This window comes from Vibrio sp. SBT000027 (assembly GCF_963894355.1).
GTDB classification, from domain to species: Bacteria; Pseudomonadota; Gammaproteobacteria; order Enterobacterales; family Vibrionaceae; genus Vibrio; species Vibrio splendidus.
This window is the reverse complement of the sequence record NZ_CAWQGD010000004.1, coordinates 1,369,716-1,382,859: the sequence shown is the minus strand read 5'-3', so window position 1 is coordinate 1,382,859 and position 13,144 is coordinate 1,369,716. Positions and strand designations below refer to the sequence as shown.

The window sequence follows — 13,144 nt, the reverse complement described above, 5'->3', positions numbered from 1 at the left end:
TCTCAAAGCTTTATTGCTTTAAATAAACTCATACAGCAAGTTGATTTATTTAGACAATAAGCTCGTCTATGCAGTAACGACTGTCTCTACACCGTCAAGGTCAGCGATGAAGCCTTGTAGACGCGGGTAGTCCACCAAGCCTTGAGTCACAAGCAGGACTGGCTTCTTCGCGTTCAGCGTTGCTTTAACAATCATACTCAACAAGGTAATAACCGCCTCGTTTTGTGGATCAAAAGCGTGTTGCTGAGCTTCATTGTGCTTGTCTACGCCTAAAGTGAAAGACGCTAAGCTATCAACGTTCACTACAACACCGTCAAAGTAATGCAGCAATCTTTCGCTCAGTAGCACTGCAGACGGCACATCGCACGAGAACAGTACTTTCAAACCATTAAGGCCTCGCGGTAAGCCTTGCTCTGCAAGCAAATCAATAATCTTAGCGGCATCGCTTAATGCTCGTACATACGGTACAACCACTTCAACGTTAATACCCTGCTCTCGCAACGCTTTAATTACCTGACACTCTAAAGCGAATGCTTTGCTGTACTCTGATGTTGCATAACGAGCAACCCCACGAACACCTAGTGCCGGGTTTATCTCTTCGGCTTCACAGCTACCACCAAGTAGCGAACGGAAGCCATAGCTGTCAGCACTACTTAACGCGATACGAACAGAAGTATGATTTGGCTGAACGGCAGCTTGGATGGCAATCACTAAGGTCGAAACAAAATGCTTATCGACTGTTTTATCGCCAAGGATCGCATCTAAAGAGGTTTTTTCGATATCAGTCAGTGTATCTAAGTGACTTTCAATACTTGGGTGATAGAAGATACGATCCATAACCAATTCAGATAATGAAACGTATAAGTGGTTAGAATTATTATTATCGTTGTAAGAAGGCAGCACATCACCTAAGACCAGTTCTGGGTGCAAAGTGCTTTGATTTTCTTGAGTCATTGCTGCTCCAGCATTTTTATGTTGTGTTCAAACGAAAATACCGATAGCTGCCTGTTAATACAAGTGAAAATCCCTTATTTGGCGCTGGCCTGCTGATAAAAATAAGAATATTAGCAATAACAGAGATAACTTTGACTTAAGAGAGTTTATTCCTCTGTTCAATTCCGTTATCTTAACCACTTCGCAATAGAATAAAAAAGCCATCACATGCCATTAAAAACTGATGAGTTGAGAACCCAAGCTCTGGGTCCTATGCCAACTCCTGCCGAACTAGGCAATGCACATCCTATTACTGACGACGTTGCTGAGCGCATTAAAAATTCTCGCCGCCAAATCGAAGATATTCTAACGGGTCGTGATAACCGCCTATTAGTTATCGTAGGCCCTTGCTCTGTTCACGATACAGAAGCGGCACTTGATTACGCCGAGCGTCTAAGTCAGATTCAAGACCAGTACAAAGATGAACTGTTCGTTGTAATGAGAACCTACTTCGAGAAACCTCGTACTGTTGTAGGTTGGAAGGGTTTGATTACCGATCCTAACCTTGATGGGTCATACGCACTTGAAACAGGCTTGAACAAAGCTCGTAAGCTTCTACTAGATATCAACAAGCTTGGCCTAGCTACCGCGACTGAATTCCTTGATATGATCACCGGTCAGTACATTGCAGACCTTATCACTTGGGGCGCAATTGGCGCTCGTACGACTGAATCTCAGATTCACCGTGAAATGGCTTCTGCACTGTCTTGCCCAGTTGGTTTCAAGAACGCAACTAACGGCAACATCAAAATTGCTATTGATGCGATTCGTGCTGCGCATGCTTCACACTACTTCTACTCGCCAGATAAGAACGGCCGTATGACGGTTTACCGTACTTCTGGCAACCCATACGGTCACGTAATTCTACGTGGTGGTGATAAAGGCCCTAACTTTGATGCTGAATCTGTAGATAACGCATGTAAGCAACTGGCTGAATTCGATCTACCTCAACGTTTGGTTGTAGACTTTAGCCACGCTAACTGTCAGAAACAGCACCGTAAACAGTTAGAAGTGGCACAAGACATTTGTGAGCAAATCAAATCTAACAAGAATCAAATTGCAGGCATCATGGCGGAAAGCTTCATTGTAGAAGGTAACCAGCCAATGACAGATATCAACAACCTAGAATACGGCAAGTCGATTACTGACCCATGCCTAAGCTGGGAAGATACTGCAACAATGCTAGATATGCTTGCAACAGCAATTAAAGATAGAAACTTAGCTTAAGGAAACAACACAATGCCATCATTTGACATTATCTCTGAAGTAGAAGCAGTAGAACTGCGTAACGCGGTAGACAACGCAAACCGTGAACTATCGACTCGTTTCGATTTTCGCGGCGTTGAAGCAAGCTTTGATTACAAAGATGAATCAGTAAAATTGACTGCTCAAGACGATTTTCAACTGAAGCAAATGCGCGATATCCTTCGTAGCAACCTAACAAAGCGTAATGTTGATCCTAACGCGATGGAAGCGAAAGCGGCAGACCAAACAGGTCGCACTTGGCACCAAACGGTTATCTTTAAGCAAGGCATCGAAACGGATGTCGCTAAGAAAATCGTTAAGCTAATCAAAGACAACAAAGTTAAGGTTCAAGCTTCTATCCAAGGCGACAAAGTTCGTGTAACCGGTAAGAAGCGTGATGATCTACAAGCGGTTATGGCTCTAGTTCGCAGCGGTGAACTTGGTCAACCTTTCCAGTTTGACAACTTCCGCGACTAATTTTTGAGTTTGAGCGACCGCTATTTGGGTTGCTCATTCATCAGTACAATGTCGTGTTCGAAATAGCAAAAAGCCACTTCTTTGGGAAGTGGCTTTTTATTTATCGGGTCAGTCTTATTGAGCGTCTCTAGCCGATTTCAAACAACTAGAAAGCGCTCACTTCAACTAAAATCTATCAACTCAACTGAGCACTTTGGCAACAGACAGTTTAAGGTCTTTGCCGGCCAGTAAATTGAACTCAACACTCGCTGGTGGAATAAAGACACACACTCGCAATTTCTCGGCCCTCGCTTGCTCAAGCTTGGTCGACAGCTCTCCACTGTCAGCATAACCTTCTCTTTCCGCGTCTCGGCGGCACAGGTCAACAAACTCAAATGGACAATCGCTCGGTGCAAGCACTAACTCTGCTTCTTGCATCAAACGTAGGGCCTTCATAGGCAATAACTCAACGTCTTGCTCAAATTCGATCCAAGTTACCTGACCTTCACTATCAACTGGCTCAGTCAGCGACTGTTGATAATACGATTCAAGTTGCTCCCTATCCGTCACTTGATTGATAAAACTGGATGACAAAAAGCGTTCCCAGAATTTGCGGCGTTCATCAACAGTAGGAAAGGACTCCTTAATCGAATTGCGTTTTGATGCACCAAAGTCCGCAATCAAACCTATGTTTTGTGGCAATACCGTTTCGAGTTTTTCTCTAATATTTCTCACCAAAACAGGTGATGCGCCCCCACTTGAGATCGCAATTTGGATTCTTCCGCGATTTATCATTGAGGGAGTGATGAAGTCACAATAGGGTAAGTCATCGACCACATTGACAAGAATACCCATTTTTTTTGCATCATTATGTACTTGATGATTTAGGTTTGGGTTGTCTGTTGTTGCCCACACTTGTAAGTAGTTTTTCGAGATAAGTTGTGAAGAGTAAAAATTTTGAATCCAATGTAATTTATTCTCATCGACAAGCTGCTTTAAGTAAGGCTCTACCTTTGGGGACACTAACGTGACATCCGCCCCAGCTCTTAACAAGCTATCGACTTTTCGGCAAGCAACCTCACCCCCACCCACCACTAAGATCGGCTTATTTTCTACATCTAAAAACATTGGGAAATAACGCATGTTCTTCCTTGAGGTGACTTCAATAACTATTCAGCCATGCTACCAAATTTGGAGCATATTAATAACTATCCAAGTGCAATAAAAATATTTATTCACCAAATTTCAACCTTTCTGAAGTTTAATGTTTCATCATTGTGACATTGATTCAGAATATTAACCTAGTCAATTGTCAATATAAAAATCTAAATCTCGTTGCACCAACAGTGTGAAGCGCTGCACTATTTACATTAAGTTAACATTTGGTCATTCTAATTGTGTTCGGATTTGTGATTTCATTCAAAATTCTTTTTAAATTATACATTTGTGAAAGTACGAATCCTTTCCTAACCTTATAAATAGTTGTTTAAATCGCACACAGTTTCATTTGCAAAATGCAACCAGTTTGATTTGAGTAACAAGGTCATAGAAAACGCAACACATATAGAAAAACTCAAATGAGCACGAGTATCAGGTGTCACCTGGTTAACAAGGAAGGATACAAATGACAAATAAACTAACACTTCTTGCTTCAGTAGTAGCTGCATCAACTGCGATGATGGCAACATCAGCATCAGCGGCAGAAAGCACTCTGGACAAAGTCACATCTCAAGGTTTTCTAACTTGTGGTGTAAGTACCGGTCTTCCAGGGTTCTCTAACCCTAACTCAAAAGGTGAATGGGAAGGAATTGATGTTGAGTATTGTCAAGCTCTTGCAGCGGCTGTACTCGGTGACAAAACTAAAGTTAAGTATGTACCTCTTACTGCTAAAGAACGTTTTACCGCGCTTCAATCTGGCGAAATCGACGTACTATCTCGTAACACAACATGGACACTACATCGTGACACTGCTCTAGGTCTGAACTTCGTAGGCGTTAACTACTACGATGGTCAAGGCTTCATGGTTAAGAAAGAACTCGGTCTAACAAGTGCTCAAGAGCTTGATGGCGCTTCTGTATGTGTTCAATCAGGTACAACAACTGAACTTAACCTAGCCGATTACTTCCGTAACAGTGGCATGTCTTACAAGCCAGTGGTATTCGATACGGCAGCACAAACATCTAAAGGCTTCGACGCGGGTCGTTGTGATGTGCTAACGACTGACCAATCTGGTCTATACGCACTTCGCCTAAACTTAGCTGATCCTAAATCTGCACAAGTACTTCCTGAAATCATCTCTAAAGAGCCACTAGGCCCTGTTGTTCGTCAAGATGATGACAAGTGGTTCAACGTTGCTAAATGGACACTTTCAGCAATGATTAACGCGGAAGAGTACGGTATCTCTTCTAAGAATGCTGACGAAATGCTTAAGTCAAAAGATCCAAACATCAAACGTATTCTTGGTGTAGACGGTCCTAAAGGTAAAGGCCTTGGTATTCGTGACGATTGGGGTTACCAAGTCATTAAACAAGTTGGTAATTACGGTGAGAGCTTCGAACGTACTGTTGGTACAGGTTCACCACTACAGATCTCTCGTGGCGTAAACGCACTATGGAATGCGGGCGGCTTTATGTACGCTCCACCAATCCGTTAATAAATTTACAAGCATCAATTAGGGCGGACTTTTCCGCCCTATTTATTAAATGGATTTGAGGTTATAGCAGTATGAAACCTAATGAAACTATTTCTCCAGCTCAGGCAAAGCCACAGCCCAAAAGTGCCAACCTTTTTTACAACCCCACTTTTCGCTCAATTGTTTTCCAAATTCTCGCCGTCGGGGCGCTTTGTGCTTTCTTTTACACGATTGTAAATAATGCACTCACTAACTTAGATTCCCGTGGTATCGCCACTGGTTTTGATTTTTTATCCCAAGAAGCTGGTTTTGGTATCGGCTTAACACTGATTGAATACGACGAAACATTCTCATACGGTCGTACCTTCTTTATCGGTCTTCTCAATACCGCTTTGGTTTCTGTACTCGGCATCATGTTAGCCACGGTACTGGGCTTTAGTATGGGTATTGCAAGGCTCTCTTCAAATTGGTTAGTTAGCCGATTTGCAGCTATCTATATTGAGATATTCCGAAACATCCCTCTTCTGTTGCAAATCTTTTTCTGGTATTTCGCCGTTCTACAAGCCTTACCTTCTGCTCGTCAAAGTATGAGCCTTGGTGAAGCCATTTTCTTGAACGTACGTGGTTTGTACTTCCCTGCACCAGTGTTAGAGCAAGGCAGTAGCATTGTGATCGCATCATTGATTACTGGTGTCATCGCTACTTTTGTTATCAACATCTGGGCTAATAACAAACAAAAGCTAACCGGCCAACAAACACCAATGTTGCGAATTGCTGCGGCACTGATTGTGGGCTTACCGTTGGTAACTTACTTTGTTATGGGCATGCCTATCTCTGCGGAGTACCCAGTTTTGAAAGGGTTTAACTTCAAGGGCGGTATTAGCATCATTCCTGAACTAGCAGCGTTGATGCTTGCTTTAAGTATCTACACAGCAGCGTTCATCGCCGAGATTGTGCGTTCAGGTATTAACGCGGTAAACCATGGGCAAACAGAGGCTGCGATGTCTCTAGGTCTCCCTAGAACACGAACCCTCAAGCTGGTGATTATTCCACAAGCATTAAGAATTATTATCCCACCATTAACCAGTCAGTATTTGAATCTGACCAAAAACTCATCACTTGCGATGGCCATTGGTTATCCCGATCTTGTGTCTGTATTTGCAGGGACAACATTGAACCAAACTGGACAAGCTATCGAAGTAATCGCGATGACAATGGGCGTCTACCTGACTCTAAGCCTATTAACATCCGCTCTAATGAACATATACAACCGCAAAGTAGCGTTGGTGGAGAGATAAGATGAGTACACATCAATTTCAACCTGATCTTCCGCCTCCAGCGAATACTGTTGGACCTGTCGGTTGGTTAAGAAAAAATCTATTTAATGGACCAATTAACAGTGTCGTCACTGTGGTCCTTGGTTATTTTGCTTTCACTTTATTGTGGGCAATAGCAGATTGGGCATTCATTAATGCTGATTGGATAGGAACAACTCGAGATGCCTGTACAAGTGACGGGGCATGTTGGGTTTTCATTAGTGTTCGTTGGGACCAATTCATGTATGGCTTCTATCCAGAAGCTGAACTGTGGCGCCCTCGCCTTTTCTACGCAACGTTAGCTATTTTTGTCGTTTTGTTAGCTTACGAAAAAACACCTAAGCGCACGTGGATTTGGTTGTTCTTCGTAAACATCTACCCGTTTATCATTGCTGGCTTACTATACGGTGGTGTATTTGGACTAGAGGTTGTTGATACCCATAAATGGGGTGGTCTACTAGTTACGCTGATCATCGCACTTGTTGGTATTGTAGTGTCACTTCCTATTGGCGTTGCATTGGCACTTGGGCGTCGTTCAGAGATGCCGATCATCCGCAGTATGTGTACTGTTTACATCGAAATTTGGCGTGGAGTACCGCTGATTACGGTTCTATTTATGGCTTCGGTAATGCTTCCGCTCTTTTTATCAGAAGGGATGGAAACCGATAAACTGATCAGAGCGTTGGTTGGGGTAGTACTATTTAGTGCGGCTTATATGGCAGAGGTAATCCGCGGTGGTTTACAAGCAATACCAAAAGGTCAATACGAAGCAGCTGATGCTTTAGGGTTGAGCTACTGGAAAAAAACAGGGCTTATCATTCTACCTCAAGCTCTTAAGATCACGATTCCTTCAATTGTGAATACCTTTATTGGTTTGTTCAAAGATACCAGTCTGGTTTTAATTATCGGTATGTTTGATGTATTGGGAATTGGCCAAGCCGCGAATACCGATCCTGAATGGCTTGGGTTTTCAACAGAAAGTTATGTATTTGTCGCGTTAGTGTTCTGGGTGTTTTGTTTTGGCATGTCGAGATACTCGATTTGGCTAGAAAACAAACTTCACACCGGTCACAAACGATAATTAACAAGATCAAGGACGTATTATGACGCAGCAAACAGAAAACAACTCTCAAGGTCTTATGATCGAGTTAAAAGACATGAACAAGTGGTACGGTGAGTTCCACGTTCTTAAAAACATCAATTTAGAAGTTAGAAAAGGCGAGAAAATTGTAATTTGTGGCCCTTCCGGTTCAGGTAAATCCACGATGATTCGCTGTATCAACCGATTAGAAGAGCACCAAAAAGGTCATATCTTCGTTTCAGGTAATGAACTGACAGAAGATCTGAAGAACATTGAAGCCGTGCGCAGAGATGTAGGTATGTGTTTCCAACACTTCAACCTATTCCCTCACCTAACGGTTTTAGAAAACTGTACTCTGGCCCCTATTTGGGTGAAGAAGATGCCGAAAGAGGAAGCTGAAGCCATCGCGATGAAATTCCTCGAGCGTGTAAAAATCCCTGAGCAAGCGGATAAATTCCCAGGACAGCTTTCAGGTGGCCAACAACAACGTGTAGCAATCGCTCGTTCTTTATGTATGAACCCTCAAGTCATGTTGTTTGACGAACCAACATCGGCACTCGACCCGGAAATGGTTCGTGAAGTACTAGACGTTATGGTTGAGCTTGCAGAAGAAGGCATGACGATGTTGTGTGTAACGCATGAGATGGGTTTTGCTAAAGAAGTTGCCGACCGCGTTATCTTTATGGATGCAGGTGAAATCATAGAAGAGAACAACCCTGTCGACTTCTTTGAAAACCCACAATCGGACAGAACGCAGAACTTCTTGAGCCAAATCTTGCACCATTAATGTGTTATGATGCATAAACTATAGAGGCGGCTTAGGTCGCCTCTTTATTTTTCAAGGTTATAGATAGTTTTTCAAAGGTTATAAATCATTAGCCAGTAACTATAAAAGTCTGAACATCGAGTATTAGCGACACGTTATACGTCATTAGAAACACTTTGTTACACCTTAAGAAACACTTAACCGACTATTTTGATTATTATTTTAGGTATACAAAAGGAATGAAAGACTTGATTTTTCGAACTTTCAGCCCCATAAATGTACTAATAACTATTGAAGTCACCTTACGAGGAAGATTATGAACAGCCCTATGTTTTCACGCACAGCAACTCGAGAGAATGCTCTGCAAACCAATAAAGTGTTGCGTAACACGTACGCACTACTGTCTATGACACTACTTTGGTCTGCTGTAGTAGCAGGCGTATCTATGGCGATGAACCTTCCTCGCCCTGGTCTTATCATTATGCTAGTTGGTTTCTACGGCCTACTGTTCCTAACAGAAAAGAACCGTGACAACAGCATGGGTCTAGTCTTCACATTCCTATTTACAGGTTTCTTAGGCTACACCATTGGTCCAATCTTAAACATGTACGTTGGCGCAGGTATGGGTGATGTCATCCTTACTGCACTTGGTGGTACAGCATTAGCATTTATGGGTGCATCAGCTTACGCACTGACGACTAAACGTGACCTTTCATTCCTTAACGGTATGCTAATGGCTGGTTTTGTTGTTCTGCTAGTAGGGATGGTTGCAAACATCTTCCTACAAATGCCTCTACTGTCTTTAGCAATGAGCGGTATGTTCATCCTATTCTCGACTGGTGTTATTTTGCTAACAACGCAAAGCATCATCCGTGGCGGTGAAACGAACTACATCTCTGCAACGATTAGCTTGTATGTTTCGATCTACAACATCTTCATCAGCCTACTAAGCATCTTAGGCATTATGAACAGCAACGACTAATCATAGTTCGTTCAAAATCGAGCCCAAGAGCCTGTCTCTTGGGCTTTTTTGTATCCATAGAAGCAATATTACTAGAGATAACGACAATATGTCTTGAGAAAGGCAAACGTGGTCATGTACCCTATTTACTGAGTTAAACTGATTCTGGACTAAACATGTTTGAATATAACGGCAAACAAATTGAAACCGACGCTCAAGGCTACCTATTGGACTACACACAATGGGAAGAAGGTATGATTGAAATCCTGGCTGAAGACGAAGCGATTGAATTGACTGAAGCACACTTGGAAGTGGTCCATTTTGTAAGAAGCTTTTACGAAGAGTTCAAAACCTCTCCGGCTGTTCGTATGCTCGTTAAAGCGATGGAAAAAGCGCACGGCCCAGAGAAAGGTAACAGCAAGTACCTATTCAAATTGTTCAAGAAAGGCCCCGCTAAACAAGCAACCAAGCTCGCGGGTTTACCTAAACCAGCAAAATGCTTGTAAAGCTTAAACAGCTTTAGGTTGCTCTCAAGGTAAAAAGGTAAATACTGTAGTGCGCTAGCTACAGTATTTTAAATTCCCCTATACGCACATCCTGCCGATCACTTTCTTTAACTTGATGCATCACTACATGATCTACTGTCGCACTCGAAGGGCCAATATTGAGCCAAGCGTGGAACTTCTCTATTTCCTTACCCTTTCCGACAGCTAACACTTCAACTCGGCCATCATTTAGGTTCTTTGCATAGCCTGAAATGCCCAGAGCTTGTGCCTGCCTACTGGTGTGATAGCGAAAACCAACACACTGAACTACGCCTGATACGACAAAAATATATTGTGAACTTTCCATAACGTTGCCTCATAAATTGTATGAATGATATAGTTGCGACTCTATTCATTCACCGCTTATTGGTGGACTTACTTCGAGTATAACGATTATGAAAGAAATCCCATTTCGTTGGATTGACAAATATCTCATTCACCTAAAAATCCAAGAAAAGTTCTATCTACTCTTCTTATTACCTCTTCTCGCCCTGGTTATATTAACTCTTGTTTTAGATAGCGCCGCAGACTCTTTACTTGCGCATCTTTATCAAGAAGAAATGCTCTTGATGAAAGGACTTATCGAAGCGGGTCAACTGACGAAAGATCAAGTTGCTCAACTTGTCAGTAATTCTGAAACCATCTCTTTAGGCTATGGTGTTGGTTCCGTCTCAGTTATGAACGGTGCATTCAGCTTGGTTGCAAACCATGACCAAAACTTATGGTCAGCTCTATCTACGACTCAGGTTTCAATTATCGCAGTAACCCTAACGCTGATCGCGCTAGGTGTTTACTACATCATGACTTTCATCGGCGGCGCAATGTTCTCTATGAACAAAGCGTTAAGCACACTAGCGAGTGGCGATCTCACCTGCCGTATGAACTACTTCCTTGTTCGTGATGAGTTTAGTGAAATCGCAATTACTATTGATAAAGTAGCAGAACGTGAACAAAACATGGTTCTATCAATCCAAGAGTCTGTCGCACTCATGCAGCAGATCAGTTCTGACTTAAACCAGTCGACACAACAGAGCTCAGACATCTCGGGTAACCAACAAGAACATCTGAATAGTTTGGCAAGTGCAACGGAACAAATGGCAGCTACGATTCGTGAAGTCGCAACACTTGCTCATGAGTCTAGCTCTCAGACTATGGACGCTCGCGGTGTTGCACAGAGTGGCCAAGTAAAAGTTTCAAATACATTGGAATCTATCTCAAGCCTATCTCAAGAAATTCAATCAGCTTCGCAAGCGGTAGAAGAGCTTGATGCTAATGCAGCGCAAATTGATGAAGTGGTCGCAACCATCAATGGCATCTCAGAACAAACTAACCTATTAGCCCTGAATGCTGCCATTGAGGCTGCACGTGCTGGCGAGCAAGGTCGTGGATTTGCTGTTGTTGCCGATGAAGTCCGTGCCCTTGCCGGCCGTACTCAACAAGCGACGGTTGAAATCCAAAGTATGATTGAATCATTACAACGTAACAGCCAATCACTGACAAAATTGATGGAAGTGACTGTTAGCAATGCTAACGAAGGTCAAACATTGATGTCGGAAGTAAACGTTGAGATTGGATCGTTAGCTGAAAAGAACCAATCTATTTCTGATAGCAGCACTCAAATTGCTACTGCTGCTGAAGAGCAAGGTGTTGTTGCTGACAACATTGCACAAAGTGTTGAAGAGATTCGTCATCAATCAGACAGCATCTGTGAAATGATCAGTAAGAGTAATGTAAATGTTGACCAACTTCGTATGCAAAGCGATACGATGGAAGGTTTGCTGACAGGTCTTAAAGCTTAATACTGGCATCTAACCACTATGTGTTAATTAATCATTGCTAGGGCTGCTTCTGCAGCCCTTTCTTATTTGCTTTTCCCTTGTACTTCCCCGACAATACCCCTCCTTCAAATTCAACAAACAGAGTAAATTATGACTCCTTCAATTCATCTAGCTAAAGGCCGAGATAAATCACTACGCCGCAAACACCCTTGGGTATTTTCACGCGGTATCGATAAGGTCGAAGGCGAACCACAACAAGGTGAAACTGTAGACGTATATGCTCAAAATGGTCAGTGGCTCGCAAAAGCAGCTTACTCACCAGAATCTCAAATTCGCGCTCGTGTTTGGACATTTGAAAAGGAAGAAATCAATAAAACGTTTTTCATCAAAAGATTTAAAGACGCACAATCACTACGTGAAGATATCATCGAACGTGACGGCCTAACGGGATACCGATTAACGGCGGCTGAATCTGACGGCCTGCCAGGTATTACTATCGACAAGTACCAAGACTTCTTAGTTTGCCAACTACTGAGTGCTGGCGCGGAATTCAACAAAAGCGTTATCGTTGAAGCTTTAGTTGAATGCTTCCCTGAATGTAATATTTACGAACGCTCTGACGTAGCGGTTCGTAAAAAAGAAGGTTTAGAGCAAACCGTCGGCGTACTGCATGGCGAAGAGCCACCTAAGTCAGTAGTCATTGAAGAAAACGGCGTGAAGATCAGCGTGAACATTATGGAAGGCCACAAAACGGGCTTCTACATGGACCAACGCGATAGTCGCAAAGAATCTATGAAGTACGTTAAAGGCAAAGATGTCCTTAACTGTTTCTCATACACCGGTGGTTTTGGCCTTTACGCACTTAAAGGCGACGCAAAGCGTGTGATCAACGCAGACGTATCTCAACTTGCTCTTGATACGGCTAAGTTCAACGCTGAACTGAATGAGTTCGACATCTCGAAAAAGCGTGCTGTATTCCTAAACGCTGACGTATTCAAACTACTTCGCGAATACCGTGACCAGGGCACTAAGTTTGACGTAGTGATCATGGATCCACCAAAGTTCGTTTCAAGCAAAAACAACCTAACATCAGGTGCTAACGGTTATAAAGACGTTAACATGCTAGCGATGCAAATCCTGAAGCCAGGTGGAACGCTACTCACCTACTCTTGCTCAGGTTTGATGGGTGCTGAACTATTCCAGAAAATCATCGCTGACGCAGCTCTAGATGCAGGCAGAACAGTGAAATTTGTTGAACGCTTCGAGCAAGCAGCCGATCACTTGATCGATACAGCTTACCCAGAAGGTTTCTACCTAAAAGGTTTTGCTTGTAAGGTGCTTTAATTCTAGTGCTTTAGAATCTAGTTTTCA

Annotated in this window: 13 protein-coding genes; 10 read left to right on the top strand and 3 right to left on the bottom strand. The window is 42.8% G+C overall.

Features of this window, described 5'->3' with window-relative positions; all coding sequences use genetic code 11:
- Nucleotides 1-66: 66 nt before the first annotated feature.
- Nucleotides 67-954, bottom strand: a complete 888-nt coding sequence (locus tag AACU28_RS15765) for a putative PEP-binding protein (protein WP_121603203.1) — start codon at nucleotides 952-954, stop codon at nucleotides 67-69.
- Between the two features lie 207 nt (nucleotides 955-1,161).
- Between AACU28_RS15765 and AACU28_RS15760 the strand changes: the two genes are divergently transcribed.
- Together AACU28_RS15760 and AACU28_RS15755 are read left to right on the top strand one after the other, a co-directional pair.
- Nucleotides 1,162-2,220 carry a 3-deoxy-7-phosphoheptulonate synthase gene (locus AACU28_RS15760; RefSeq protein WP_017077204.1) on the top strand — a complete coding sequence of 353 codons (1,059 nt, stop codon included), beginning with the start codon at nucleotides 1,162-1,164 and terminating at the stop codon, nucleotides 2,218-2,220.
- A 12-nt stretch (nucleotides 2,221-2,232) separates the two neighbouring features.
- Entirely contained in the window at nucleotides 2,233-2,715 is a 483-nt protein-coding gene (locus tag AACU28_RS15755) for a YajQ family cyclic di-GMP-binding protein (protein ID WP_004733632.1), read from the top strand.
- A 180-nt stretch (nucleotides 2,716-2,895) separates the two neighbouring features.
- Here AACU28_RS15755 and AACU28_RS15750 read toward each other — a convergent pair whose 3' ends face one another.
- The gene (locus AACU28_RS15750) at nucleotides 2,896-3,837 is read right to left on the bottom strand and encodes a precorrin-2 dehydrogenase/sirohydrochlorin ferrochelatase family protein (protein ID WP_121603202.1); all 942 of its coding nucleotides are present in this window, start codon (nucleotides 3,835-3,837) and stop codon (nucleotides 2,896-2,898) included.
- Nucleotides 3,838-4,318: 481 nt separating this feature from the next.
- Here AACU28_RS15750 and AACU28_RS15745 point away from each other — a divergent pair, with 481 nt between their 5' ends.
- The 6 genes from AACU28_RS15745 (at nucleotide 4,319) to AACU28_RS15720 (ending at nucleotide 9,956) form a co-directional block, all read left to right on the top strand.
- Nucleotides 4,319-5,347 (top strand): amino acid ABC transporter substrate-binding protein, encoded by a 1,029-nt coding sequence (locus AACU28_RS15745; RefSeq protein ID WP_004733634.1) that lies wholly within the window; start codon nucleotides 4,319-4,321, stop codon nucleotides 5,345-5,347.
- Between the two features lie 71 nt (nucleotides 5,348-5,418).
- On the top strand, nucleotides 5,419-6,624 hold the full coding sequence (locus AACU28_RS15740) for an amino acid ABC transporter permease (protein ID WP_004733635.1): 1,206 nt from the start codon (nucleotides 5,419-5,421) through the stop codon (nucleotides 6,622-6,624).
- Between the two features lies 1 nt (nucleotide 6,625).
- Complete coding sequence (locus AACU28_RS15735; RefSeq protein ID WP_017077200.1) at nucleotides 6,626-7,723, top strand: amino acid ABC transporter permease; 1,098 nt, start codon at nucleotides 6,626-6,628, stop codon at nucleotides 7,721-7,723.
- A 22-nt stretch (nucleotides 7,724-7,745) separates the two neighbouring features.
- Complete coding sequence (locus AACU28_RS15730; protein ID WP_004733637.1) at nucleotides 7,746-8,510, top strand: amino acid ABC transporter ATP-binding protein; 765 nt, start codon at nucleotides 7,746-7,748, stop codon at nucleotides 8,508-8,510.
- A 295-nt stretch (nucleotides 8,511-8,805) separates the two neighbouring features.
- A complete protein-coding gene (locus AACU28_RS15725) occupies nucleotides 8,806-9,471 on the top strand; it encodes a Bax inhibitor-1/YccA family protein (RefSeq protein WP_121603201.1) in 666 nt (221 codons plus the stop codon).
- A 155-nt stretch (nucleotides 9,472-9,626) separates the two neighbouring features.
- Nucleotides 9,627-9,956 carry a TusE/DsrC/DsvC family sulfur relay protein gene (locus tag AACU28_RS15720; protein ID WP_017082226.1) on the top strand — a complete coding sequence of 110 codons (330 nt, stop codon included), beginning with the start codon at nucleotides 9,627-9,629 and terminating at the stop codon, nucleotides 9,954-9,956.
- 58 nt (nucleotides 9,957-10,014) lie between these two features.
- Here AACU28_RS15720 and yccX read toward each other — a convergent pair whose 3' ends face one another.
- Nucleotides 10,015-10,302 carry an acylphosphatase gene (gene yccX, locus AACU28_RS15715; RefSeq protein WP_017088500.1) on the bottom strand — a complete coding sequence of 96 codons (288 nt, stop codon included), beginning with the start codon at nucleotides 10,300-10,302 and terminating at the stop codon, nucleotides 10,015-10,017.
- A gap of 88 nt (nucleotides 10,303-10,390) precedes the next feature.
- Here yccX and AACU28_RS15710 point away from each other — a divergent pair, with 88 nt between their 5' ends.
- On the top strand, nucleotides 10,391-11,794 hold the full coding sequence (locus AACU28_RS15710; protein ID WP_121603200.1) for a methyl-accepting chemotaxis protein: 1,404 nt from the start codon (nucleotides 10,391-10,393) through the stop codon (nucleotides 11,792-11,794).
- Nucleotides 11,795-11,923: 129 nt separating this feature from the next.
- Complete coding sequence (locus AACU28_RS15705; RefSeq protein ID WP_121603199.1) at nucleotides 11,924-13,117, top strand: class I SAM-dependent methyltransferase; 1,194 nt, start codon at nucleotides 11,924-11,926, stop codon at nucleotides 13,115-13,117.
- Nucleotides 13,118-13,144 lie beyond the last annotated feature (27 nt).